Raw genomic sequence first — 24719 nt, forward strand, 5'->3', positions numbered from 1 at the left:
GGCTGCGCGGGCAGCCTTTTTTATTATTCGCGCCAGAGGATATGGCACAGTTTGTGATCTTTCTCGCGGCACAGCAGGACGCGGGCAAAGATGTCGTTAATTTCTCCGCCGTCTTCATCTGCCAGGCCAATCACCACCTCGGCGAAGAAGTCCGGGTTGAGATCAAAATCGACATGTTCGGCCCAGTCTTCAGCCGGATCGAACAGCTCAGCACCGCCACGCTCTTCAAATTGCAGGTTGAAAAGAATGACGTCAGCAGGGTCGAGATTATCGACCGCCAGCTCGAGAAAAATATCGTAGGCCTGTTCGAGCGTTTCGTCTTCGGTCAGGCGATTGTTCAGATCCATTTCCATGATGACTACCTGTTAAACATCGTTGGGCACGTTTTACAGCAACGGACTAAAGAAGTAAAACAGTCGTTCGGCAATTCGCTGCCACAGCGGACGTTTCGCCCAGAGTCTGGCGTCCAGCAGGCGTGAGCGGGAGATATAATCGTCCTGAACCGCTGCCAGATCGCCACCGAACCCGGCGTCATCAATGACCAGCGTAATTTCAAAATTCAGCCACAGACTGCGCATATCGAGGTTGACGGTACCCACCAGGCTCAGCTCTCCGTCCACCAGCACGCTCTTGGTGTGTAACAGCCCGCCTTCGAACTGATAAATTTTAACGCCTGCGGCCAGCAGCTCACTAAAGAACGCGCGGCTTGCCCATCCCACCAGAAGCGAATCGTTCTTGCGCGGCATAATAATGCTCACATCCACTCCGCGCTGTGCCGCTGTACAGATGGCATGCAGAAGGTCGTCGCTGGGAACGAAATAGGGCGTGGTCATGATCAGATATTCCCGCGCGGAGTACGCGGCGGTCAGCAGTGCCTGATGGATCAGATCTTCCGGGAAGCCAGGACCGGAGGCGATAGTGTGGATAGTGTGCCCGCTGGCTTCCTCAAACGGCATGATATTGCCATCCGGCGGCGGGGGAAGAATGCGTTTACCGGTTTCAATTTCCCAGTCGCAGGAGTAGACGATGCCCATTGAGGTCGCGATCGGTCCCTCCATCCGTGCCATCAAATCGATCCATTGCCCCACGCCGGAATCCTGCTTGAAGAAGCGGGGGTCAACCATGTTCATGCTGCCGGTGTAGGCGATGTAGTTATCGATCAGAACCATTTTCCGGTGCTGGCGGAGATCCATGCGGCGCAGAAAGACGCGGAAAAGATTCACTTTTAGCGCCTCGACCACCTCTATACCGGCGTTGCGCATCATGCCTGCCCACGGGCTACGGAAAAAGGCCACGCTGCCGGCGGAGTCCAGCATCAGGCGGCAGTGGATACCGCGACGTGCAGCGGCCATTAGCGATTCGGCGACCTGGTCCGCCATGCCGCCCGGCTGCCAGATATAAAACACCATCTCGATATTATGCCGGGCGAGCTGGATATCACGGATCAGCGCCTGCATCACATCATCAGAAGAGGTCATCAGTTGCAACTGATTGCCTTTTACCCCAGCAATCCCCTGGCGGCGTTCGCACAGCTTGAACAGAGATGCGGCCACGCTACTGTTCTCTTCAGCGAAGATATGCTTGCAGGCTTTAAGGTCGGCAAGCCATTTCGCCGTGGAGGGCCACATGGCGCGGGCGCGTTCGGCGCGGCGTTTACCCAGATGAAGTTCACCGAAAGAGAGATAGGCGATGATGCCCACCAGCGGCAGAATGTAGATAATCAGAAGCCAGGCCATGGCGGAAGGTACCGCTCTGCGTTTCATCAGAATGCGCAACGTCACCCCGGCAATTAACAGCCAGTATCCTAAAATGACCAGCCAACTCACCACGGTGTAGAAGGTTGTCATAAATAAAAAATCCTTTTGAAAGCGTATTGTTATGAGTTTACGCATCAGGATTCATCTGGCAAATAAAAACGGCAGATAAAAGCGCTGGTTTGCCGCCTGCTTAGGCATATAATGGCATCTCTGTTAGAGAAAGAGTTGTAGACATGAAGCGCAGTAGAACTGAAGTTGGGCGCTGGCGCATGTTGCGACAGGTGAGTCGTCGTAAGGCTCGTTGGCTGGAAGCACAATCCCGCCGCAATATGCGTATCCACGCCATCAGAAAATGTGGCCTGAACAGACACCGTAACGCGCTGTTGTTCGCGGTCCAGGACATCTGAAAAGCATGAAGGGCACCGTAAAGGTGCCCATTAAACATCCAGGCTATCAATTTTTGCAGTCTGTTCCCATCCGCTTTCCGCGATATACTAAGTCCCCATAACGTCATGATATTAAAAGATGAATCCTTATCTCTGGATTTTTATTGTACTTTTGGCGCTGGATGCGCTCAGGGAAGATTTAGGACTTTCGTCATTTTCCTCATTGGCAGATTATGTTTTCGCATGGGGAATACATTTTTATTAAAGGAAAAAAGGATGAACGGAAAAGTAATGGCAGCACTCTTTGGGATTGCGATATTAAGCGGTTGTGCCAGCAGCAAAACCTCACCCGAACGGCACGCGTTTTATTTCGTGTCGCATCAGTCCAGCTTTACTGGCGGCAATTACACCTCCAGCGTGCAGAAAAATTATCAGCTGAACGTGGCGCAGTTCCGCGAGCTTTATGCCCGGGGCAAAGCTGACCGCGCGGAAGGGCGGACTCAGGCTGAAGCCAGTGAATACGCGCAAAGCATTCGCGATCAGCTAAAAGAAAATGCGAAGTCGCAGGAACTGTTCGCAGGCAACGCGAAGGATAAATGGTCTTCGGACATGGACAGTAAAGACGCCATATTATTTGGTAACGAACTGGCCGCGACTTATCTTGATGGCTATAACGGCGTACAATAGCGCAACTGATTCAGGGGATACCGTAATTACCGGTATCCCCGCTGTTTTTGAGCGAAAGGAGTGAGACGTGTTTGCGGAGTTTGGTGTACTGAATTTCTGGACCTATGTTGTCGGCGCATTTTTTATCGTGCTGGTTCCAGGACCGAACACCTTGTTTGTGCTGAAAACAGGGATTGGCCACGGCGTTAAGAAAGGCTATCTGGCAGCCACCGGTGTGTTTATTGGTGATGCCGTGCTGATGTTTCTGACCTGGGCGGGCGTCGCCGCGTTGATCCAGACCACTCCGGTTTTATTTAATATTGTCCGCTATCTGGGCGCGTTTTATCTGCTGTGGCTGGGCGGAAAAATGCTCTGGTCCGTTATGACGCGTCAAAAAAATGCGCACGAAAGTAGCGCCGAACCGGCAAGCGCAATCCTTAAGCGTTCGCTGGTGCTGAGCCTGACGAACCCGAAAGCGATTCTCTTTTACGTGTCGTTCTTCGTGCAGTTCATTGATGTCAATGCGAAGAATACCGGCACGTCGTTCCTGATCCTCGCCACAACGCTTGAGCTGATCAGCTTCATGTACATGAGCTTCCTGATTTTCTCAGGCGCGTTTGTCACGCGTTACCTCAAAACCAAAAAGAAACTGGCGAAGCTGGGGAACGGGCTGATAGGTCTGCTGTTTGTCGGATTTGCGGCGAGGCTGGCGTCGCTGCACTGAATGAAGAAAAGGCTCCCGAGGGAGCCTTTCGTTTCAGAATACTTTTTTATACGGACGAACCGTGACTTTCTCGTACACGCCGGCTGCGACGTACGGGTCTGCTTCTGCCCAGGCCTGCGCGGCTTCCAGAGATTCAAACTCGGCAATCACCGTGGAGCCGGTAAAACCCGCCGCGCCCGGATCGTTGCTGTCAACGGCAGGCATCGGGCCTGCGGTCAGCAACCGACCTTCATCCTGTAGCAACTGTAAACGCGCCAGATGAGCAGGGCGAACGGAAAGACGTTTTTCCAGAGAATCAGGTACATCTTCAGCGTAAATCACGTAAAGCACGGCAAAGCTCCTTAACCGGTAAAAGTGACAATTACGTTATGTGAAAGCACAAATGACTGCAATGTAAAGATAATAACAATGTTAAAACCCTGATCTGGATGCCCCTTTTTTGCCCTCATGTACGCTTAAATTGCGCCAGGACAAAGTGTCTTATTGAATATGATTGCTATTTGCATTTAAAATCGAGGTTCGGTTTTTTAACGTTGATGATTATGACTTCGATGACCCTTGATTTACCTCGCCGCTTTCCATGGCCGACGCTGCTTTCCGTCGTTATTCACGGTGCTGTCGTGGCGGGTCTGCTCTATACCTCGGTTCATCAGGTTATTGAAATGCCGGCGCCAGCGCAGCCAATTTCTGTGACCATGGTATCGCCTGCGGATCTTGAGCCGCCGCAGGTTGCGCCGCCGCCGCCACAGCCCGTTGTTGAACCCGAGCCGGAGCCAGAGCCCGAGCCGGTTCCTGAACCGCCGAAAGAAGCACCGGTAGTGATCCATAAGCCGGAGCCGAAACCTAAGCCGAAGCCAAAACCCAAGCCGGTCAAAAAGGTGGAAGAGCGTCCGAAACGCGAAGTGCGTCCGGTTGAGCCACGCGCCACGCAGCCGGTTGAAAATGCCGCCCCGTCACGTCCGCTGATGAATAACACCACGACCGCGACAAAACCGACGGTAACGGCGCCCGCGGGCCCGCGCGCGCTGAGCCGTAACCAGCCGCAGTACCCGGCACGTGCTCAGGCGTTACGTATTGAAGGGCGTGTACGGGTGAAATTCGACGTTACGGCCGATGGACGTGTCGATAACGTGGAAATCCTGTCCGCACAGCCGGCGAATATGTTTGAACGCGAAGTTAAATCGGCCATGCGCAGGTGGCGCTATGAAGCCGGTAAACCCGGCAATGGGTTGATTGTGAACATTGTCTTCCGCCTGAACGGCGGGGCACAGATGGAATAAAAGAAGCCTCCGCAAGGAGGCTTTTTTTTACCTGAGGATCAGCTCCGTGGGAGCTGGCGGGGCTTACCGTCGCTATCCACCGCCACATAGATAAATAATGCCTCCGTCGCCTTATAGCGCTGACCAATCGGCTCAGAAGAGACTTTTTTCACCCATACTTCAATGTTGATGGAGACAGACGTATTGCCGCGTTTTACGCAGCGTGCGTAACAGCACACCACGTCCCCCACCGCGACAGGGCGCAGGAAGGTCATGCCATCGACCCGGACTGTCACCACGCGCCCGTGTGCAATCTCTTTTGCCAGGATTGCACCGCCCATATCCATCTGCGACATCAACCAGCCACCAAAAATATCGCCATTGGCATTCGTATCCGCAGGCATTGCCAGTGTGCGTAAAACCAGTTCGCCCTGTGGGGCGTCATTTGTTGTCATTGTTTTAAACTCGTAACTGAAGACTTCAGGCGGGATGCTACTATGATTTCTGGCTGGAGAGAATAGGGTTAGCGCCCGCAGAGCAGGCGCCAGAGGGTCAGAAGGACAGGGTCACGCCGGCGTAATACGCACGGCCTGGTTCGTTATAGGTCGATGCACCGTCATTTTCTCGGTAAATTTGCTTATCAAAGAGGTTGCTGATCCCGGCATTCAGGCGGAGATCTTTTGTCAGTTGATAGTTACTACCGATCCCAACGATGGAATAGGCGCCAATCTCTTTATCTGACATCGCATTCTGCTCTTTGCGGATTTCAGCATTTTCTCTTGGCTTCTGGCGGCCATACATCGTCCAGCTAAGGTTCGCTGAAAGTTTGCTGTTAACCTGCCAGTCGAGCATCGTGTTGACGGTATATTTTGGGATAATCGACAGAGGGTTGCCGGTGTCCTTACTTTCAGACTGAATCATATACGTCGCATTGGTACGCCAGGTTAGCGTGTCGCGAATAACCGGGACGGTGAGGTTGCCTTCCAGCCCCTCAACAACAGCCTTTCCTCCGTTCTGCCACTGAAGGATATTTGCGCCGCTGCTTGTCTGGCCCAGCACATCCGTTCCCGAAACAATCTTGTTTTTGTAATCGTTGCGGAACCAGGTTATGCCAGCCTCGTAGCCTTCCAGCGCGAAGGCCAGGCCAATCTCTTTGTTCACGCTGATTTCAGGATCCAGATCCGGATTACCTAACAGGTAACAGCTTCCTTCGGAAACGTTGTTCGGGCAGCCATTGCCGCGGGTGGAAAGCAGATAGCCTTCGCTGGATTGATACAGGTTTGGCGCTTTAAATACCCGAGCGATACCCGCTTTAACCTTGAACATGTCACCCAAATCCTGAGAGAGGTTCAGGCTAGGACTCCAGTTGCTGCCAAACTGATTGTGATAATCAAAGCGGAGCCCTGGGATCAGGTTGGTGCCCTGGCGCGCTTCAATATTGTCCTCAAGATAGATGCCAGTGAGGTCAGCGCTGTTTTTGCTGTTGCGCTCAGAAGCCGTACCGGGAACGCCGTTAATCACTTCTCCCGACACATTTGTCGCCTGCATTGAGGCCGGATCGTTCAGTTCATCACGGTTCCATTCTGCACCCACGGTTAGCGTCTGTTCGACCAGCCAGAAGAAAGGCATGTTCAGTTCACCCGTTGAACGGTATGACTCCAGCCGGCTGGTATCGTATTTATCGCTATTGATCATCCCCTCAACTTTGCCCGTAGAGCCTTCTTCCAGGCGGGTGTTGTTGGTCTTTTCATAATAAACACCGAACTTTGACTGACCCCAGTCCCAGATGCCGTTGTGCGTAATGCCATAAGACTGGCGGTACATTCGGTTCGTTTCGTGTCCATACAGGGACGACACCAGACCGTCAGGGCTGACGTTGCTGTTGCTGTATTGAGTATCACCCGCGTAGATATTGCCCTGGCGGCTGTAGCTGTAGTCGAAATCGATAATCTGCTGTGGCTTGAGTTTCCAGGAGAGCAGGGCATTAATGTCCTTGTTGCGCACGCCTTCACGTCCGGCGGCGTAAGAACCGTTTTGCGCGGTGTTGATGTCCTGAGCATCTGCGTCAGTTTTGTTGATATTCCCGTACAGGCGCATCGTTAACGCATCGCCCGCAAGGGGGCCGCTCAGATCAAAATTAGCGCGTTTCGTCGCTCCCTCTTTATCATTTTCAGGCTGGTTAGTGTACAGGGAGAGCGAGCCGTGCCAGTCGTTGGTCGGGCGTTTGGTAATGATGTTGACGACGCCGCCGGCCGCCCCCGAACCATAGCGGGCGGCAGCAGGTCCCCGGAGCACTTCAATGCGCTCAACCATCTCTGGCGGAACCCAGTTGGTATCCCCGCGGGTGTCGCGCTCCCCGCGCCAGCTGTAGCGCACCGAGTTACGTGACGTCACCGGCACACCGTCAATCAGAATCAGCGTGTTCTCCGGCCCCATACCGCGGATGTCGATCTGGCGGTTGTTACCGCGGCTGCCTGTCGCGCTGTTTCCGGTGAGGTTAACCCCGGGCATTTTGCGAATAATTTCAGAAAGATCGTTCACCGGTGGATCCTTTTCTATGTCCTTTGCCGTGATGATGGAAACCCCCGGCTGTTGCTTCAGCGCCTCTTCAGCGGTGGCCTGAACAACCATTGTTTCACCATCGGCTAGAGGATCTTCCGCTGCGTGTGCGCTCTGATAAAGCGTTGAAAGAATGGCGAGCGTAAGTGTAGCCGGGGCAAATCTTATTATGTTATTCATCAACTCATTTCCATTTGTTAAAAATGCGATGACGAATATTAATGATAGTCATTCTCATTACAATAAAGTGACAGCAATCTCCATAAAATCTTCATGATTCAGACATTTTCGCAGGAAGGATGTAGAGAAAAGAGAAGGCGGGAAAAGAGGCCAGACCGCGTGGCGATCTGGCCAGAAGGATCAGTGCTTGTCATCCTGCGGCATGTGGCGATAAATATAAACGCCGCTGAGCAGGGTGAAGATAAGAGTCAGCGCCGTCAGGCCAAACACCTTGAAGTTGACCCAGATATTCTGCGGCAGCCAGAATGCGATATAGATATTCGCCAGACCACACAGAATAAAAAATAGTGCCCAGGCGATATTCAGACGCCCCCACACAGCCTGCGGCAGGGTCAGTTCTTTCCCCAGCATGCGCTGGATCAGCGGCTTCTTCATCACCCACTGGCTGATGAGGAGTGCGCCCGCAAACAGGCCGTAAATCACCGTGACCTTCCATTTGATAAATTCATCATTGTGGAAGAACAACGTCAGACCTCCAAACACCGCCACCATCAGGAAGGTGATGAGCGCCATCTTTTCAACTTTGCGATAGCGAACCCAGCTGTAAATCAGCACCACAGCCGTTGCCACAATCAGCGCCAGCGTGCCGGCATAAATGTCGTACAGCTTATAAAAAGCGAAAAATACGATCAGCGGTAAAAAATCAAGAAACTGCTTCATTCTGCGATCCCAGTTACTGACGAATTAACATGTACAGGCGGAACAAATAGACCAGCAGCACGGCTGAAATCAGATTGCTCAGCGTATTGGCGACAACCGCTCCGACGTTTGGCGTTAACACCGCAAAATTCGGCGCAAACAGCAACAGCAGAGTTTTGGCCAGCAGCCAGCTGATAACGGCCGGGGCGACCAGTCGCATATTGGCCCATGCGAGCCTGATGCTGCTGCGCATGGCGGTGAAAATGCCCATTTTGTCCTGCACAACCATTACTGGCGCGAATGAAAGCACGATAGCCAGCAGCACGCCCGGAACGACAACCAACATTATCCCCATCTGGACCAGTAGCGTGGTCAGGAAGATGAGAATAAACAGTTTTGGCTGCACCGGAGCGCTGGCCCCGATTGCACGTAACGCGCTGACGCGTTGGCCGGCAGACACCAGCTGGATCATCAGCAACACGCCACCCGCCAGAATGGCGTTGCCAATCAGGCCCGAGAAGGTAGATGCCGCAGATGCGCGCAGCAAGATTTGCTGTTGCTCTGGCGTCATATTCTGCACAAGGTCAAACAACCCTGCGCTGCCTGCAAGATGATCCCCCTGGCTCAGCGTGGCAATCTGTTCATCACTGGGTGAGAACGCATGACCCAGCACCACCGTAATAAAGGCGCACAACAACGCGATCAGTAAAAAGGTAATGAACTGATTGCGGAAAAAATTTCCCGTGTCACGGTAGACAGACTTCGCCGTGATAGACATGCACTCTCCTTGAGTATTGCAGGTGTTAATTAGCCGGCAATTGTACACCGGATAACACGCTGGTGGCAGCATCAAGGCTTGTATGGAAAAGCATATCTTTGTAAAGCGGCGGTAATCCATAGCGGGCGCGGGCGCGATTGCATGCCTCATTGACCTGCCCATCCTCTCCCGACATCGCGAAAGTGCGACACGGGCTGGGGCGATCCGCGTAAATGGAACAGCGGGTGGATACCCCAGGCTCACCTTGCAGTGCCACACAGCGGCTCTGTTTTTGGTTGGTGCCGCGCATACAGCGCAGAAAAGGGGTTAAGGGTTCAGTGAGATCAACCGGAACGGTGCCGCCGCCATCGCTGGCTTCAGCCCAGTAGAAAGAGACTCGAAAATACGCACAACAGGCTCCGCACGTCATGCACGGGTTATGATCACTCATGGCACACCTGCAAAAGTAGAACGCATCAAATCACATTGTGAGAGCGATAAATTATCCAGCCGCTACAGGAAGCGCAAGAGAGGGAAAACAGAAAATTTTGTAACCATGAGATGCCAAAAATTGACGCGGTAACAACTTATTGCTTTATGAGGTGTCACCAAAAATTAACCTAGATCAATGAATGTTAACTTACTGGTTTTAATGTGATCTGTGTTAGATCACTTATTACTCATTTGTGAGTATATTCTCCTCCGCAATTAAAACCACAACGATGGAGCGGATATGAAAAAATTAGCGGTGGCAGCCCTTATCTTAAGCAGTCTCTCTGGCGGCGCGTACGCGCATGAAGCAGGCGAATTCTTTATTCGTGCCGGTTCGGCAACGGTACGTCCAACGGAAGGGTCCGATAATGTACTGGGTATGGGCGGGTTTAACGTCAGCAATAACACCCAGTTAGGCCTGACGTTTACGTATATGGCAACGGATAACGTTGGCGTCGAGCTTTTAGCCGCCACGCCATTCCGTCACCGCGTCGGTTTAGGACCGACCGGGGACATTGCCACGGTTCACCATTTGCCACCAACGCTGATGGCGCAGTGGTACTTCGGCGATTCCAGCAGCAAGGTGCGCCCTTATATTGGTGCAGGGGTTAACTACACCACCTTCTTTGATGAGAAATTTAACGATACCGGTAAAAAGGCCGGGCTCTCCGATCTCAGCCTGAAAGACTCGTGGGGTATGGCGGGGCAGGTTGGTCTGGATTATCTGATTAACCGTGACTGGCTGATCAACGCCTCGGTCTGGTATATGGACATTGATACGGACGTGCGCTTTAAAGCTGGCGGGCAGCAGCAAAGTATCAATACCCGACTGGATCCGTGGGTATTTATGTTCTCAGCAGGCTATCGTTTCTGACAGAAGATATATCCCCTGTCAGCCGGTGATTGCTGTATGGTGGTTGTTCCATACACCTGGCTGGAGGGGATATCCCCAACATCAAATTTGAGTGTCCGGTTTGTGCAGGTAAACAGTTTCAGTTCACGACGTTCAGCCCAGCACATAGCCTACCTCACGGTGCTATCTGTTCCGTTTGCGGAACACGTCTCACCATTCATTCATGCCTGCCGAAGCTCAGACGACGACGGTGGCCAAAGCCAGTAAACTAGAAAAGGCCTCTGAGAGGCCTTTTTAGATCGTGAAGTCACTTCTGAATTAAATAACGAATGGTTGGTCCGTCCTGCTGGATATCCAGCACGGTATAGCCGTGATTTTTGGCATCAAGAGGAATGTTATTGATCGACTGGGGGCAATCGCTCACCACTTCCAGAATTTCACCTTTCTTTAGCTGCGGTAGCGCTTCAAGCGTGGCGACGGCCGGGTAAGGGCAAGGTTCACCCACCATATCGAGACGATAATCAGGCACGATCTCTTTCATGCGGCATTCTCCTGAGTTTCAGTTTTGGCGGTGGCGCGTCGGAAGAAGCGCTTCTCTTGTGCAACAACCAGTAAGAAGGCGATAAGCAGCAGGGCATAGGTCACCAGGAGCCCCCCGAGTGGACCAAAGGTATTCAGCAGGTTGACCTTGTCCCAGTTTGTTGCCAGTACCGGAGAGACGTCATCCCAGTAGTAGGCCAGAATGGTAGAGCCAATCACGTTACCCAGACCCACCCACCAGTAATGCACCTGGCCTTCCACAGCGCGATACATCCAGCCGGTTTCACACCCGCCCGCCAGCACGATGCCAAAACCAAACAGCAGCCCGCCAATGACGGCATTTGGGCCCGCCCACATGATTTTCGGTTCCACGCCGAGCTGAACGTAGCTGAAGATGCCGATCGCGCTCACGGCCATACCGGCAATGATCGCCTTCGCCATCATGGTTCGTCCGGTGATCCACATATCGCGAAACGCGGAGGTAAAGCAGATCTGCGCGCGTTCAATCAGCAGACCAAAACCGACGCCGAACAGCATGGCCAGGCCGAGTTTTGGCTGATTCATCGCCGTGCAAATCGCCCAGGCAACCATGGCAAAAAAGACCAGCATACCGAGGCGGAAGCGACGACGCGCCTGATCGGGTTTTTGCGTTAACGGAGAGGCAGCGCTAACTTTCGTCATTTTCACCGGAATGCGGAACAGCGGCAGCAGGGTGAATTTAGCACCGAAGTAGGAGCCGATGGCGGTGGCGACGGCAAAGAACCAGGCATGCAGCGAGAACTGCGGAATACCGGTAAAGAACGCGGCCAGATTACAGCCCATCGCCAGGCGGGCGCCAAACCCGGCAATGATGCCGCCGACCACGGCCTGCATAATGCGGATGCGGCTTTTCGGCATGCGCAACTTAACGTTGTTGGCCCACAGCGCGGCCGCAAAACAGCCGCCGAACATGCCAATGATCATCATCCCGTCGATGCGGGTCAGCGGTGTGCCCTCAAGATGGATCAGTTTGAAGTAGCCCCACTCTTCGGCATGGACACCTGCCAGCTGTAATAGCTGCCCACCCCAGCGGGTAAACTCGCCCGTAACAGCCCAGAAGGTGCCGGTAATACCGAAATAATAAGTAGAGAGAATGCCTGCCGCGATAACGGCCGGAACAGGTGACCAGAACTTAACCAGGTAAGTCTGTTTGAAGGAATGCCATGACATGAATAACCTCTGAACTCAGAAGGGTAACGCTAAAAAGTGCCCAGATCATACGCTTACGCGAAAGTTTGGAAAGTCATTCACACCGAAAATATCGACAGGATCAATTTTGACCTGCTTCTTTCAGGAAGATAGAAGGGAAAACCGCCTGACGCCGGGGCCAGACGGTGTTAACGGTTACGCCTTGCGCGTGGCCGCTTTCATGGATGTGACGAATGCGTGTAACTCAGTTAGCATCTGCTCTGGCTTATCCACGTTCTTCTCGATGATTTTCACGATAGCCGAACCGGAAATGGCTCCGGCGGCTTTCGCGTCAATCGCCGCAGTAACCTGATCCGGTGAGGAAATGCCAAAGCCCTGAAGCGGCGGTGCAGCATGGTATTCTGCCAGCTTCTCCACCAGATGATGCAGCGGCAGCGCGGCTTTGTTTTCCGCACCGGTGACGCCCGCACGGGAGAGCAGGTAGGTGTAACCTCGTCCGTAAGAGGCAATCTGGCGCAACAGATCGTCATCGGCATTCGGTGGACAGATGAAAATCGGCGCGACGTTGTGGCGCATTGCCGCCTGACGGAATGGCGCAGACTCTTCAACGGGCACGTCAGCCACCAGCACGGAGTCAACGCCCACGCGGGCGCACTCTGCGTAAAACGCATCAATACCGCGGCTGAACACCAGGTTGGCGTACATCAGCAGGCCGATCGGAATGGTCGGGTGCTTCTGACGGATCGCCGCCAGCATTTCAAAGCACTGGCTCGGCGTCACGCCCGCGGCAAACGCGCGTAGCGTTGCGTTCTGAATGGTCGGGCCATCCGCCAGCGGATCGGAGAACGGAATACCGAGCTCCAGCGCGTCGGCACCGGCATCAATCAGGGTGTCGATAATCTTCAGCGACTGCTCCGGGCCGGGGTCGCCCAGCGTCACGAAGGGAACGAAGGCGCCTTCCTGGCGAGCTTTCAGTTGTGCAAATGCGTTGTCGTAGCGTTCCATCAGATTTCCCCTCGTGCTTTCAGAATATCGTGAACGGTGAAGATATCTTTGTCACCGCGACCGGAAAGGTTTACCACCAGCAGCTGCTCTTTTTCCGGGTTTTCCTTCATCATTTTCAGCGCGTGCGCCAGCGCGTGGGAAGACTCCAGCGCCGGGATGATCCCTTCATTGCGGCACAGCGTTTTGAAGGCCTCCAGCGCTTCGTCATCGGTGATGGAGACATAATCCGCGCGGCCGGTGCTGTTGAGGAACGCGTGCTGCGGCCCTACGGACGGGAAATCCAGCCCGGCAGAGATTGAGTAAGACTCCTCAATCTGCCCTTCATCGGTCTGCATCATCGGGGCCTTCATGCCGAAGTAGATCCCCACGCGGCCATGCTTCAGCGGCGCACCATGCTCGCCCGTTTCAATGCCGTGGCCGGCAGGCTCAACGCCAATCAGCCCAACGCTGGTTTCGTCGATAAAATCGGCAAACATGCCGATGGCGTTAGATCCGCCGCCAACGCAGGCGATCACCGCATCCGGCAGGCGACCCTCTTTTTCGAGGATCTGCGCTTTAGTCTCTTCGCCGATCATGCGCTGGAATTCACGCACGATGGTCGGGAACGGGTGCGGGCCCGCGGCGGTACCGAGCATGTAGTGGGCGGTTTCGTAGCTGCCAGACCAGTCGCGAAGCGCTTCATTACAGGCATCTTTCAGCGTGGCAGAACCGCTGTGCACCGGGATCACTTCCGCCCCCATCAGACGCATACGGAACACGTTTGGCGACTGGCGCTCAACGTCCTTCGCCCCCATGTAAATGCGGCATTTCAGACCGAGCAGGGCGCTGGCGAGCGCTGAGGCCACACCGTGCTGCCCAGCGCCGGTTTCGGCGATGATTTCGGTTTTACCCATCCGCTTCGCGAGCAGCGCCTGGCCAAGCACCTGGTTAGTTTTATGCGCGCCACCGTGCAGCAGATCTTCACGCTTAAGATACAGCGTAGTTTTAGTGCCTTCGGTCAGGTTGCGGCACTTTGTCAGCGCCGTCGGACGACCGGCGTAGTTTTTCAGCAGGTCAGTAAACTCCGCCTGAAACGCCGGATCTTTCTGTGCGCTCACGAACGCTTCTTCCAGCTGGCGCAGCGCGGGCATCAGGATTTGTGGGACATACATCCCACCGAACTCACCAAAATACGGGTTAAGTAATGTCGTCATCTTCTCTTCCTTAATATGCACGCAGAGTTTTAAATACCGATGCCAGCTTGCTGGCGTCTTTAATGCCCGGTTGGGACTCTACGCCTGAATTGAAATCGAGGCCGGCGCAGCCGGTTTTGGCCGCTTCCACACAGTTATCGGGGCTTAATCCCCCTGCCAGCAGGACATTGTCCAGCACTTCGCCACGCAGCAGTGACCAGTCAAAACGCTGCCCCGTGCCGCCCTGGCCGTTGTCGAGCACGTATTTATCAACATGCTTCAGGTTACGCGCGGGCAGGGTGGCGCCAACGCTTTGCGCTTTCCAGATCTGAACCTGAGGCGCCAGAACATGTCGCAGAGCATCGATGTACGCCTGATCTTCATCGCCGTGCAGCTGGACCGCTCTCAGGGATAACGCGTCCGCTTTTGCCGCAACGTCGTTAATATCCGCATTGCGGAACACGCCCACGTAGCTCAGTGGCGCAGCCGCGATCACCTTGCGCGCCTGTTCTTCATTTACTGCGCGAGGAGAGGACTCGACAAAGATTAGACCACCATAGATTGCGCCCGCTTCATATACGGCCTGCGCATCCTGTTCACGGGTCAGGCCGCAGACTTTGTTCTCACCCAACAGCACGCGGCGCACGGCCGCATTAAGATCGTCGTGTTCCATCATCGCGGAGCCGATCAGGAAACCGTTGGCAAAGTGGCTGAGTTGGCGCACCTGAGCGTAGCTGTTAATCCCGGATTCGCTGATCACCGTGACGCCCGCGCCCAGACGCGGCGCAAGCTGGCGCGTACGGTTGAGGTCAATCGACAGGTCGCGCAGGTCGCGGTTGTTAATGCCGACCACTTTGGCTTCCAGCGCGATGGCACGCTCCAGCTCCTCTTCGTTGCTCACTTCGGTCAGCACGCCCATATTCAGGCTGTGCGCGACGGCGGAGAGCTGGCGATACTTCTCGTCATCCAGAACGGAGAGCATCAGCAGGCAGGCATCTGCCTGGTAAAAGCGCGCCAGCCAGATCTGATACGGGTCGATAATAAAGTCTTTGCACAGAATCGGCTGCGGCGCGATGCCGCTGACAACGGGCAGAAAATCGAAGCTGCCCTGGAAATATTTCTCATCCGTCAGCACAGAAATGGCAGACGCATGATGCTTGTAGATACCGGCAATACGCGCCGGGTCGAAATCGTCGCGGATCACGCCTTTGGACGGAGACGCTTTTTTACACTCCAGAATAAACGCGGTACGCGCGCCCTGGAGCGCATCATAAAAACGACGGCTGCTCGGAACGACGTCATTCTGAAAACTGGCGAGCGGCTGCTGTTGCTTACGGGCTTCCACCCAGATGGCCTTATCGGCGACGATTTTCGCTAAAACGGTCTGCATTATTTACCCTCTTGCCGCAAGTGCGGTAACGCGATCGTAAGCTGCACCGGAGCGCAGTACGTCCAGAACTTTTTGGGCGTTGGCTTTCAGATCTTCCTCGCCATGTAAACGCATCAGCATGGCTACGTTGGCCGCCACGGCGGCCTCATGGGCGGCCTCACCTTTACCTTGTAATAAGCGCGTGAGAATGTCACGGTTTTCTTCCGGCGTGCCGCCCGCCAGGGCGTCCTGATGGTACGGGGTCAACCCGAAGTCAGCGGCCTCAAGCTGATAGTTCAGCACTTCGCCGTTATTCAGTTCCGCCACCAGCGTGGGCGCATGCAGGGAAACTTCATCCATCCCGCCGCTGTGTACCACGGCGGCGCGTTGGTAACCGAGGACGCGCAGCGTCTCCGCAATCGGCAGGACCAGTTCCGGGCTGTAAACGCCAATCAGCGCCAGCGGCGGGTGCGCCGGGTTAATGAGTGGACCGAGCACGTTAAACAGCGTGCGGGTTTTGAGCTGCTGGCGAACCGGCATCGCGTGGCGGAAACCGGTGTGATACTTCGGCGCAAACAGGAAACAGACGCCCAGGTCATCCAGCGCTTCACGGGAACGCTCGGCGTTCATGTCCAGGTTGATACCGAAAGCCGCCAGCAGGTCGGACGATCCTGAACGGCTGGACACGCTGCGGTTGCCGTGTTTCGCCACCTTCAGACCGCATGCCGCGGCCACAAAGGCGCTGGCGGTGGAAATATTGATACTGTTACTGCCGTCGCCACCGGTCCCGACAATATCGGCAAACGGATAGTCCGGGCGCGGGAACGGGGCAGCATTTTCCAGCAGCGCGGTTGCCGCACCGGCGATCTCCTGCGGGCTTTCGCCGCGTACCTTCATGCTCACCAGCGCAGCGGCCAGCTGCTCAGGCTTCAGCTCGCCGCGCACGACGGCGGAGAACAGCTGATGGCTCTCCTGCTGGCTCAGAGTCTGAGCCTGATACAGTTTTTCCAGAATCGGTTGCAGGGTGTTGGTCTGCTCCAGCTTTTGCAGCGCCCAGTCGAGCGTTTGCTCCAGCAGGCGCGCGCCGTTGGACGTCAGGATAGATTCCGGGTGGAACTGCATCCCGCAGACGCGATCCGCATCGTGACGCACCGCCATCACCATCCCTTCAAACGAGGCGTTAATGGTCAGCCCGGCCGGAATGTTGCTGCCGACCAGCGAGTGGTAACGCGCTACCGGAAGCGGGTTCGGCAGACCGGCAAACATCGCCTGACCGTCATGTTCAATACTTGACGCTTTACCATGCAGGATCTCCCCCGCCTGACCCACGTAACCGCCGTAGGCTTCGACAATCGCCTGGTGGCCGAGACAGATGCCGATAATCGGCAGCTTGCCGCGCATACGGGTCAACAGCTCAGGCATACAGCCTGCTTCGCTCGGTGCGCCTGGGCCCGGGGAGAGCATCAGCACCGGGTTTTGCATGGTCGCCAGACGGTCAATCAGCGTCTGGGCCGGAACGTGGTTGCGATAGATAACGACGTTGTGACCATTCGCACGCAGCTGATCTGCCAGGTTGTAAGTAAAGGAGTCGATATTATCGAGCAGCAGAATGTCAGCCATCAGAAAATCTCCTGTGCATGGTGTGCGGTAGCAATGGCGCGCAGTACCGCGCGCGCTTTACTGCGGGTTTCGTCGGCTTCCGACTGCGGAACAGAATCCAGCACAATCCCGGCCCCGGCCTGGACGGTGGCAATGCCGTCCTCAACGTAGGCGGAGCGGATCACGATGCAGGTATCGAGGTCACCGTGAGCGGTGAAATAGCCCACGGCACCACCGTAGCTGCCGCGACGGCGTCCTTCCGCTTCGGCGATCAGCTGCATGGCGCGGACTTTCGGCGCGCCGCTCAGGGTGCCCATGTTCATGCAGGCGCGGTAGGCATGCAGAACGTCGAGGTCGTGGCGCAGTTCACCCACCACGCGGGATACCAGGTGCATGACGAAGGAGTAGCGGTCGACTTTGGTCAGGTCCGCCACGTAGCGGCTGCCAGGCGTGCAAATGCGTGCCAGATCGTTACGCGCCAGGTCAACCAGCATCAGGTGTTCGGAGAGCTCTTTATGGTCGGTACGCATCTCCAGCTCGATGCGGCTGTCGAGGTCGCGATCCAGTGAACCATCGGCACGACGGCCGCGTGGACGGGTTCCCGCTATTGGGTAGATCTCAATCTGGCGGCTGGTGGCGTCGTACTTGAGGGAGCTTTCCGGCGACGCGCCAAACAGGGTGAAATCATTGTCCTGCATAAAGAACATGTACGGGCTTGGGTTGCTCTTTTTCAGCACATCGTAAGCCGCCAGCGGCGACGGGCAGGGCAGTGAGAAGCGACGGGACGGCACCACCTGGAAAATCTCCCCGGCACGAATCGCTTTTTGCATCTGACGTACCACCGCGCCGTACTGATCGTCGGTCTGACTCACCTCGCAGGTCATCTTTTCAACACGCTGCACCGGGAGCGTGGGCGGTGCTTCCGACATCTGCTGTTGCAGTTGGGCGATGCGCTGCGCGAGGCGATTTTTCTCGGACTCAGACGGCGTGAACAGGCTGGCCTGGATGCGGGTGTATTTTTTCTGATGGTCGATCACCAGCAGGGTTTCGGCCAGGTAGAAGCAGTAGTCCGGGCAGCGATTACCCTGCTCGGTTTCCGGTAAATCTTCAAAGCCAGCAACCAGGTCGTAAGCAAACAGCCCGCCAAAAAACATTGCTTCGCGCTCAACTTCCGGCACGGCCACCAGATTTTGCAGCAGGCGAAAGGCGTCAAAAACGGAGAGCGAGCAGAGGCGGGCATCCTCATCCAGCAGCTGGCTCACCGGCGGGAAATGCAGAATACGCAGGTCCGGGTGGCGTTCATTTTCAATGCCTGAAGGCAGCGCCGCATCCAGCAGCGGCAGGAGCGACGCGCCATTGTCAGACAACGCCCTGATAGTGACGGTGTCACCTAACGCGGTAATGCGCAGCGCGCAGTCAACCAGCAGCAGGCTTTTGAGGTCGTCCTTACTGTCGATATCAGCTGACTCCAGCAGCAGCGTCGCGGGACGTGCGCCGCACACCTGATGAAACAGCGCGGTAGGGTTATGGCGATAGGCCGCCTCGCAGGTCAGCAGTTCGAGGTGGGGTTTGGCTGTTTGCATGTTGTTGTTCTCATATTCTGTTCAAAAAAAAGCCCGCTTGGGAGCGGGCCGGGTATCTGTTTGCTTATCGCAGACGTGTGACACTGCCCGAAGATCAGGAAGTACGCCACCAACCGTGCAGAGCGAAATGTGCTGTCATTTTCAGATACCTTTCTCGTGTGAACTTGCGTACTAGTTAACTAGTTCGATGGCGTGTTGTCAACCCCTGATTTCAGTATTTCACGGTTAGTCGGTATCATAGGGGCTTCGGATGTCTCCAACCTGTTATGGGAAGTGCTTTGAGCGATACCACCTACGCCGTAATTTATGATTTACATAGCCATACGCAGGCTTCAGATGGCCTGCTGACACCCGAAGCTCTGGTCCATCGCGCCGTTGAAATGCGTGTCGGCACGCTGGCAATAACCGATCACGATACCACTGACGGCATTCCCGCCGCGCGCGCCGAGATTGCCCGCAGCGGACTGGCGCTGGATCTGGTGGCCGGGGTTGAGATCTCGACGGTCTGGGAAAACCACGAAATTCATATCGTTGGCCTGAATATCGATACAGAACATCCGGCCATGCGTGCTTTTTTGCAAGAACAAAAAACACGCCGCAATCAACGCGCGGAGATGATTGGCGAACGTCTGGAAAAAGCGCATATTCCCGGTGCGCTGGAAGGCGCGCGAACGCTGGCGAACGGTGGGGCGGTGACGCGCGGCCATTTCGCCCGTTTTCTTGTGGATGCCGGTAAGGCGACGACCATGGCGAATGTCTTTAAAAAGTATCTGGCGCGCGGGAAAACCGGATACGTTCCCCCACAGTGGTGTACAATAAAACAAGCTATTGATGTGATTCATCATTCTGGCGGTAAGGCCGTGCTGGCCCATCCGGGGCGGTATAATCTTTCTGCTAAATGGCTGAAAAGACTGCTGGCACACTTTGCCGACTGCGGCGGTGAGGCGATGGAAGTTGCCCAGTGTCAGCAGGCACCCAATGAGCGTTCGCAGCTCGCGACCTACGCCCGTCAGTTTGGTCTGCTTGGGTCACAGGGTTCAGATTTCCATCAGCCCTGCGCGTGGATTGAACTGGGGCGTAAGCTCTGGTTACCCGCGGGCGTTGAGCCTGTCTGGCAGCTCTGGGAACAGCCACAGCAAATTGAAGAGAGGGAAGTATGAGTCAGTTTTTCTATATCCATCCGGATAACCCCCAGCCACGTCTGATTAATCAGGCCGTGGAGATCGTCCGCAAAGGCGGCGTTATTGTCTATCCAACCGATTCTGGCTACGCGCTGGGCTGTAAAATTGAGGATAAAGGGGCGATGGAGCGCATCTGTCGCATCCGCCAGCTGCCGGATGGCCACAACTTCACCCTGATGTGTCGCGATCTCTCTGAGCTGTCGACCTATGCTTATGTTGATAACGTGGCCTTTCGTCTGATTAAAAACAACACGCCGGGTAACTACACCTTCATTCTGAAGGGGACAAAAGAGGTGCCGCGTCGTCTGTTGCAGGAAAAACGTAAAACCATCGGCATGCGCGTGCCGTCGAACCCGATTGCCCAGGCGCTACTGGAAACCCTCGGCGAGCCGATGCTCTCCACATCGCTGATGCTGCCGGGCAGTGAGTTTACCGAGTCCGACCCGGAAGAGATCAAAGATCGTCTGGAGAAGGTGGTGGAGCTGATTATTCATGGCGGCTATCTTGGCCAGCAGCCGACCACCGTGGTGGATCTCACCGAAGACGCGCCAGAAGTGATTCGTGAAGGCGTGGGCGATGTTAAGCCTTTCTTGTAAGGGTGTAAGCAGATATACTACGCGGCCATCAAAGCAGGGCGCCGCCCTGTTTTTGACCTGATTCGACGCCTGTGAAGGCGACACCTGAGGAAGCTCAATGAGCGAGAAGTTACAGAAAGTGCTGGCGCGCGCCGGCCACGGTTCGCGCCGTGAAATCGAAGCCATTATTGAAGCAGGCCGCGTGAGTGTGGACGGTAAAATCGCCACGCTCGGTGACCGCGTTGAAATCGTACCGGGGCTGAAGATCCGCATTGACGGCCATCTTATCTCCGTGAAAGAGTCTGCTGAACAGATCTGCCGCGTACTGGCTTACTACAAGCCGGAAGGCGAACTGTGTACCCGCAACGACCCGGAAGGTCGCCCGACGGTGTTTGACCGTCTGCCAAAATTGCGTGGCGCCCGCTGGATTGCCGTAGGGCGTCTGGACGTGAACACCTGCGGCCTGCTGCTGTTCACCACCGATGGTGAACTGGCAAACCGTCTGATGCACCCGAGTCGTGAAGTGGAACGTGAATACGCCGTTCGTGTTTTCGGCCAGGTTGATGAGAACAAACTGCGCGATCTGTCGCGTGGTGTTCAGCTGGAGGACGGCCCTGCGGCGTTCAAAACCATCAAGTTTACCGGTGGTGAAGGCATTAACCAGTGGTACAACGTTACCCTGACAGAGGGACGTAACCGCGAGGTGCGTCGACTGTGGGAAGCGGTCGGTGTCCAGGTGAGTCGCTTGATTCGCGTCCGCTATGGCGACATTCTGCTGCCGAAAGGCCTGCCACGTGGCGGCTATACCGAACTGGATCTGACGCAAACCAACTACCTGCGCGATCTGGTTGGCCTGACGCCAGAAACCACGTCGAAAGTGGCGGTAGAGAAAGATCGTCGTCGCATGAAGGCGAATCAAATCCGCCGTGCGGTGAAACGTCACAGCCAGGTTAGCAGCAATCGCCGCTCTGGCAGCCGTAATAACAACGGTTAATTGAAAAGCCCGGTGAATATACCGGGCTTTTTTTCTTCAGTAATCAATCCCAATTTGCGCTTTGATACCCGCATCGAACGCATGCTTAACCGGACGCAGCTCGCTGACGGTATCGGCCAGCTCCAGAATGTCCCGATGACACCCGCGCCCCGTGACGATCGCCGTCTGGTGTGCAGGGCGGTTCCTGAGGGCCTCCAGCACGGCTTCCAGCGGCAGGTAGTCATACGCCACCATATAGGTGATCTCATCCAGCAACACCATGTTCAGCGACGGGTCTGAAAGCATTCTTTTGGCATGCTCCCAGACGGCGAGGCAGGCTGCGGTATCGGTTTCCCGGTTCTGGGTATCCCAGGTAAAACCGGTTGCCATTACCTGAAACTCAACGCCATGCGGCTCGAGCAGATTACGCTCGCCGTTGGGCCATTCACCCTTGATAAACTGGATCACGCCCACTTTCTGCCCATGCCCGACTGCGCGGGTGGCGGTCCCAAATGCGGCGGTGGTTTTGCCTTTGCCGTTGCCGGTGAACACGATGAGGATCCCGCGCTCGTCCTGAGCGGCCGCCACGCGTGCATCAACCTGTTCTTTCAGACGCTGCTGGCGCTGCTGATGCCGATCTTCACTCATTGCGATATCCCCGGTTTGCGGCCTGGCTGGGCATCGAAGGTCATTCCGGTTTTGCGACGGCTGTCGTCACCCATCAGCCACAGGTAAAGGGGCATGATATCGGCCGGGGTTTTAAGCTTCTGCGGATCTTCTGTCGGGAAGGCGCTGGCGCGCATTTTGGTGCGCGTACCGCCTGGGTTAATACAGTTAACCCGCAGGTGGCGGCTTTGGTACTCTTCGGCCAGCACCTGCATCATTCCTTCGGTGGCAAATTTTGAGACGGCGTAAGCCCCCCAGTTCGCACGCCCCTGACGCCCCACGCTGGAGGAGGTAAATACCAGCGAGCCGGAATCGGAGTTGAGTAATAAAGGAAGCAAGGCCTGGGTCAGGAAAAACGTCCCGTTGACGTTAACCTGCATCACCTGCTGCCAAATTTCCGGATCCTGTTCATCCATCGGGCGCACTTCGCCCAGTAACCCCGCGTTGTGCAGTACGCCGTCCAGACGCGGATAATGCGTGCTGATACGCTGGGCAAGGGCCTGACATGACGCTGGCGTGCAGGTCAGCAGATCGAGCGTATACCAGGGCGTGGGGGTACCGCCGGCGTTTTCGATTTCACGGGCGACGGCTTTGAGCTTTTCTTCATTACGTCCCAGCAAAATAAGGCTCGCACCGTATTCAGAATAAGTCAGCGCCGCTTCGCGACCAATCCCGTCGCTGGCACCGGTAACCAGAATGATGCGGTTCTGTAGAAGGTTTTTTTGTGGCTGATAATGCACGGTGGCTCCTCAGGCGCATTGGGCGTGACTTGCACCTTTATTTATGACTTTTCGGCTTTATGCCCGAAACAGCGTCAGAATTCAATCAGTCTACAGGACAGAACGCTGGGAAATTAACAATTTGCAAAGATTTAAACCAGAAGCGGGGGATTCCTGAAGCCGCCTCGCAGAGGTAATGTCCAGAGCGAGACGCCTGCGCAGGGCTGTTGTACACTGGCGTGAAAGATTCGTGGTTAAATCAAGGTGGAACGCGTGGAATTACTTTCTCAGTATGGGTTGTTTTTGGCCAAAATCGCGACGGTGGTTATTGCTGTCGCGGTGATTGCCGTCCTGATTGTCAACCTGACGCAGCGTAAGCGTCAGCGTGGTGAGTTACGCATTACCCGCCTGAGCGAGCAGTATAAAGAGATGCAGGAGGAGATGTCTCTGGCGCTGCTTGACGATCATCAACAGAAGCTGTGGCTAAAAGCCCAGAAGAAAAAACATAAGCAGGACGCCAAAGCCGCGAAGGCGAAAGCTAAGCTCGCCACGCCACAGGCTGACGCAAAACCGCGCGTCTATGTGCTCGATTTTAAAGGTAGCATGGATGCGCATGAAGTCTCCTCTCTGCGTGAAGAAGTGACGGCGGTGCTGGCCGTGGCGACAGCCCAGGATCAGGTGGTGGTACGCCTTGAAAGCCCGGGCGGCGTAGTGCATGGGTATGGACTGGCGGCTTCGCAGTTACAACGTCTGCGGGATAAACAGATCCCGCTCACCGTTGCGGTAGATAAGGTCGCGGCGAGTGGCGGCTATATGATGGCGTGCGTGGCGGATAAAATCGTCGCGGCACCGTTCTCCATTATCGGCTCGATTGGGGTGGTCGCGCAGATCCCTAACTTCAATCGTTTCCTGAAAAATAAAGAGATCGACATCGAACTGCATACGGCGGGTCAGTACAAACGTACGCTGACGCTGCTCGGCGAAAATACCGAAGAGGGACGGCAGAAATTCCGGGAAGATCTGAACGAAACCCACCATCTTTTCAAAGATTTCGTGCACCGCATGCGCCCAACGCTGGACATTGAGCTGGTGGCTACGGGCGAGCACTGGTACGGCACGCAGGCGCAGGAGAAAGGGCTGGTGGATGAGGTGGGTACCAGCGACGACCTCCTGCTCAACCTGATGGAAGGCCGTGAGCTGGTGGGGGTGCGCTTCACCCGACGTAAGCGCCTGCTCGACCGTTTTACCAATAGCGCGGCAGAAAGCGCGGATCGCCTGCTGCTACGCTGGTTGCAGCGCGGACAAAAGCCGCTGCTGTAAAGAAAAACGCGAGGCAGATGCCTCGCGTTTTCGTTTCAATCGACCAGGTGGTACTTCTCTGAGAGGGTATGCGCCAGGTATTTAAACATGTTAAACACGGCGGTGCTTTTCGGGGTGGGTAGCCCTTGTTCATCAAGGAAGTATTCACCGCTGAACACCAGCACGCCATTACGTTGTTCCACGCCAGTCGCTTCAATTCCCGCCAGGGTGTCTTCATGGTCGCGAATGAGTTTGTTTGCTTCGATAAGCAATGAAGCTCGGTCAATGGGTTGGGTCGTATTCTGCATATTCCACTCCTTAAACAGTGACAATAGTCTACGCCTGGGTCGCTTCGGGGGCAAATTTTCCCTGTTATCCGAGGGGATAAGAAACAGGGGCTGGCTGGCGGGATTTGCTTTTGCATGCTAATAAAGTTGCGTAACGAATTTTATCAGGTACAGTGTGCGCTTTCGTCATTCTGGCAACAGAATTGCTTGACATTCGACCGGGAATTCGTC

Annotated in this window: 29 protein-coding genes and 1 other annotated feature; of the genes, 10 read left to right on the plus strand and 19 right to left on the minus strand. The window is 55.3% G+C overall.

Going from position 1 to position 24719, the window contains the following annotated elements; all coding sequences use genetic code 11:
• Positions 1 to 23: 23 nt before the first annotated feature.
• Both H2Z33_RS18575 and cls read right to left on the minus strand, forming a co-directional pair.
• The gene (locus H2Z33_RS18575) at positions 24 to 353 is read right to left on the minus strand and encodes an HI1450 family dsDNA-mimic protein (protein ID WP_003856748.1); all 330 of its coding nucleotides are present in this window, start codon (positions 351 to 353) and stop codon (positions 24 to 26) included.
• Between the two features lie 33 nt (positions 354 to 386).
• On the minus strand, positions 387 to 1847 hold the full coding sequence (cls, locus tag H2Z33_RS18580; RefSeq protein ID WP_003856750.1) for a cardiolipin synthase: 1461 nt from the start codon (positions 1845 to 1847) through the stop codon (positions 387 to 389).
• Positions 1848 to 1990: 143 nt separating this feature from the next.
• Between cls and H2Z33_RS18585 the strand changes: the two genes are divergently transcribed.
• The 4 genes from H2Z33_RS18585 to leuE all read left to right on the plus strand — a co-directional run bounded on the left by H2Z33_RS18585 (position 1991) and on the right by leuE (position 3533).
• Positions 1991 to 2164: a YciY family protein gene (locus H2Z33_RS18585; protein ID WP_017384232.1), complete on the plus strand. Its 174-nt coding sequence runs from the start codon at positions 1991 to 1993 to the stop codon at positions 2162 to 2164.
• 118 nt (positions 2165 to 2282) lie between these two features.
• Entirely contained in the window at positions 2283 to 2408 is a 126-nt protein-coding gene (locus H2Z33_RS23610) for a KPN_01571 family protein (protein WP_208971014.1), read from the plus strand.
• Between the two features lie 11 nt (positions 2409 to 2419).
• The gene (locus H2Z33_RS18590; RefSeq protein ID WP_017693314.1) at positions 2420 to 2830 is read left to right on the plus strand and encodes an Exc2 family lipoprotein; all 411 of its coding nucleotides are present in this window, start codon (positions 2420 to 2422) and stop codon (positions 2828 to 2830) included.
• 67 nt (positions 2831 to 2897) lie between these two features.
• On the plus strand, positions 2898 to 3533 hold the full coding sequence (gene leuE, locus H2Z33_RS18595; protein ID WP_063134659.1) for a leucine efflux protein LeuE: 636 nt from the start codon (positions 2898 to 2900) through the stop codon (positions 3531 to 3533).
• A 33-nt stretch (positions 3534 to 3566) separates the two neighbouring features.
• Here leuE and H2Z33_RS18600 read toward each other — a convergent pair whose 3' ends face one another.
• Complete coding sequence (locus tag H2Z33_RS18600; protein ID WP_003856755.1) at positions 3567 to 3863, minus strand: YciI family protein; 297 nt, start codon at positions 3861 to 3863, stop codon at positions 3567 to 3569.
• Positions 3864 to 4084: 221 nt separating this feature from the next.
• On the opposite strand from H2Z33_RS18600, the gene tonB reads away from it, so the two are divergent.
• Entirely contained in the window at positions 4085 to 4813 is a 729-nt protein-coding gene (tonB, locus tag H2Z33_RS18605) for a TonB system transport protein TonB (protein ID WP_017384230.1), read from the plus strand.
• 38 nt (positions 4814 to 4851) lie between these two features.
• Here tonB and yciA read toward each other — a convergent pair whose 3' ends face one another.
• From yciA to H2Z33_RS18630, 5 genes are all read right to left on the minus strand, one after another.
• Positions 4852 to 5247: an acyl-CoA thioester hydrolase YciA gene (gene yciA, locus H2Z33_RS18610; RefSeq protein ID WP_003856759.1), complete on the minus strand. Its 396-nt coding sequence runs from the start codon at positions 5245 to 5247 to the stop codon at positions 4852 to 4854.
• 97 nt (positions 5248 to 5344) lie between these two features.
• On the minus strand, positions 5345 to 7531 hold the full coding sequence (locus H2Z33_RS18615) for a TonB-dependent siderophore receptor (RefSeq protein ID WP_063134658.1): 2187 nt from the start codon (positions 7529 to 7531) through the stop codon (positions 5345 to 5347).
• 180 nt (positions 7532 to 7711) lie between these two features.
• Positions 7712 to 8251, minus strand: coding sequence for a septation protein A (locus tag H2Z33_RS18620; RefSeq protein WP_003856762.1), 540 nt, complete (start codon positions 8249 to 8251; stop codon positions 7712 to 7714).
• Between the two features lie 13 nt (positions 8252 to 8264).
• Positions 8265 to 9008 (minus strand): YciC family protein, encoded by a 744-nt coding sequence (locus tag H2Z33_RS18625; protein ID WP_063134657.1) that lies wholly within the window; start codon positions 9006 to 9008, stop codon positions 8265 to 8267.
• 25 nt (positions 9009 to 9033) lie between these two features.
• Complete coding sequence (locus H2Z33_RS18630; protein ID WP_017384228.1) at positions 9034 to 9438, minus strand: YkgJ family cysteine cluster protein; 405 nt, start codon at positions 9436 to 9438, stop codon at positions 9034 to 9036.
• A 282-nt stretch (positions 9439 to 9720) separates the two neighbouring features.
• Between H2Z33_RS18630 and ompW the strand changes: the two genes are divergently transcribed.
• Positions 9721 to 10353, plus strand: coding sequence for an outer membrane protein OmpW (gene ompW, locus H2Z33_RS18635; RefSeq protein ID WP_023303840.1), 633 nt, complete (start codon positions 9721 to 9723; stop codon positions 10351 to 10353).
• Positions 10354 to 10639: 286 nt separating this feature from the next.
• Here ompW and yedF read toward each other — a convergent pair whose 3' ends face one another.
• From yedF to trpL, 8 genes are all read right to left on the minus strand, one after another.
• Positions 10640 to 10873 (minus strand): sulfurtransferase-like selenium metabolism protein YedF, encoded by a 234-nt coding sequence (gene yedF, locus H2Z33_RS18640; protein WP_003856774.1) that lies wholly within the window; start codon positions 10871 to 10873, stop codon positions 10640 to 10642.
• Positions 10870 to 12081, minus strand: a complete 1212-nt coding sequence (gene yedE / locus H2Z33_RS18645; RefSeq protein WP_023296721.1) for a selenium metabolism membrane protein YedE/FdhT — start codon at positions 12079 to 12081, stop codon at positions 10870 to 10872. The genes yedF and yedE overlap by 4 nt, the downstream gene beginning before the upstream one ends.
• 174 nt (positions 12082 to 12255) lie before the next feature.
• Positions 12256 to 13065: a tryptophan synthase subunit alpha gene (trpA, locus tag H2Z33_RS18650; RefSeq protein ID WP_017384225.1), complete on the minus strand. Its 810-nt coding sequence runs from the start codon at positions 13063 to 13065 to the stop codon at positions 12256 to 12258.
• Complete coding sequence (trpB, locus tag H2Z33_RS18655) at positions 13065 to 14258, minus strand: tryptophan synthase subunit beta (RefSeq protein ID WP_003856780.1); 1194 nt, start codon at positions 14256 to 14258, stop codon at positions 13065 to 13067. The genes trpA and trpB overlap by 1 nt, the downstream gene beginning before the upstream one ends.
• A gap of 10 nt (positions 14259 to 14268) precedes the next feature.
• Complete coding sequence (gene trpCF, locus H2Z33_RS18660; RefSeq protein ID WP_063134656.1) at positions 14269 to 15627, minus strand: bifunctional indole-3-glycerol-phosphate synthase TrpC/phosphoribosylanthranilate isomerase TrpF; 1359 nt, start codon at positions 15625 to 15627, stop codon at positions 14269 to 14271.
• A gap of 3 nt (positions 15628 to 15630) precedes the next feature.
• Positions 15631 to 17226 carry a bifunctional anthranilate synthase glutamate amidotransferase component TrpG/anthranilate phosphoribosyltransferase TrpD gene (gene trpD / locus H2Z33_RS18665; RefSeq protein ID WP_017384223.1) on the minus strand — a complete coding sequence of 532 codons (1596 nt, stop codon included), beginning with the start codon at positions 17224 to 17226 and terminating at the stop codon, positions 15631 to 15633.
• Positions 17226 to 18788: an anthranilate synthase component 1 gene (locus H2Z33_RS18670; RefSeq protein ID WP_063134655.1), complete on the minus strand. Its 1563-nt coding sequence runs from the start codon at positions 18786 to 18788 to the stop codon at positions 17226 to 17228. The genes trpD and H2Z33_RS18670 overlap by 1 nt, the downstream gene beginning before the upstream one ends.
• A gap of 23 nt (positions 18789 to 18811) precedes the next feature.
• Positions 18812 to 18906: a sequence feature (Trp leader region), on the minus strand.
• The gene (gene trpL / locus H2Z33_RS18675; RefSeq protein WP_071524153.1) at positions 18883 to 18927 is read right to left on the minus strand and encodes a trp operon leader peptide; all 45 of its coding nucleotides are present in this window, start codon (positions 18925 to 18927) and stop codon (positions 18883 to 18885) included. It overlaps the preceding feature by 24 nt.
• Positions 18928 to 19054: 127 nt before the next feature.
• Between trpL and rnm the strand changes: the two genes are divergently transcribed.
• The 3 genes from rnm (at position 19055) to rluB (ending at position 21538) form a co-directional block, all read left to right on the plus strand.
• Complete coding sequence (rnm, locus tag H2Z33_RS18680) at positions 19055 to 19948, plus strand: RNase RNM (protein WP_023296717.1); 894 nt, start codon at positions 19055 to 19057, stop codon at positions 19946 to 19948.
• Positions 19945 to 20565, plus strand: a complete 621-nt coding sequence (locus H2Z33_RS18685; RefSeq protein WP_003856793.1) for an L-threonylcarbamoyladenylate synthase — start codon at positions 19945 to 19947, stop codon at positions 20563 to 20565. The genes rnm and H2Z33_RS18685 overlap by 4 nt, the downstream gene beginning before the upstream one ends.
• A gap of 97 nt (positions 20566 to 20662) precedes the next feature.
• Complete coding sequence (rluB, locus tag H2Z33_RS18690; RefSeq protein ID WP_003856794.1) at positions 20663 to 21538, plus strand: 23S rRNA pseudouridine(2605) synthase RluB; 876 nt, start codon at positions 20663 to 20665, stop codon at positions 21536 to 21538.
• Between the two features lie 36 nt (positions 21539 to 21574).
• Here the strand turns inward: rluB and cobO are convergent, their stop codons facing one another.
• Both cobO and H2Z33_RS18700 read right to left on the minus strand, forming a co-directional pair.
• On the minus strand, positions 21575 to 22165 hold the full coding sequence (gene cobO, locus H2Z33_RS18695; RefSeq protein ID WP_046619712.1) for a cob(I)yrinic acid a,c-diamide adenosyltransferase: 591 nt from the start codon (positions 22163 to 22165) through the stop codon (positions 21575 to 21577).
• Positions 22162 to 22923, minus strand: a complete 762-nt coding sequence (locus H2Z33_RS18700) for a YciK family oxidoreductase (RefSeq protein ID WP_017384219.1) — start codon at positions 22921 to 22923, stop codon at positions 22162 to 22164. Before H2Z33_RS18700 ends, cobO begins: the two co-directional genes overlap by 4 nt.
• Positions 22924 to 23175: 252 nt before the next feature.
• Here H2Z33_RS18700 and sohB point away from each other — a divergent pair, with 252 nt between their 5' ends.
• On the plus strand, positions 23176 to 24222 hold the full coding sequence (sohB, locus tag H2Z33_RS18705; RefSeq protein WP_063134654.1) for a protease SohB: 1047 nt from the start codon (positions 23176 to 23178) through the stop codon (positions 24220 to 24222).
• A 35-nt stretch (positions 24223 to 24257) separates the two neighbouring features.
• Here the strand turns inward: sohB and H2Z33_RS18710 are convergent, their stop codons facing one another.
• Positions 24258 to 24509, minus strand: a complete 252-nt coding sequence (locus H2Z33_RS18710) for a YciN family protein (RefSeq protein WP_003856804.1) — start codon at positions 24507 to 24509, stop codon at positions 24258 to 24260.
• Between the last annotated feature and the right edge of the window lie 210 nt (positions 24510 to 24719).

The sequence above is a fragment of the Enterobacter sp. YSU genome (assembly GCF_016082135.1).
Lineage (GTDB): Bacteria > Pseudomonadota > Gammaproteobacteria > Enterobacterales > Enterobacteriaceae > Enterobacter > Enterobacter hormaechei_C.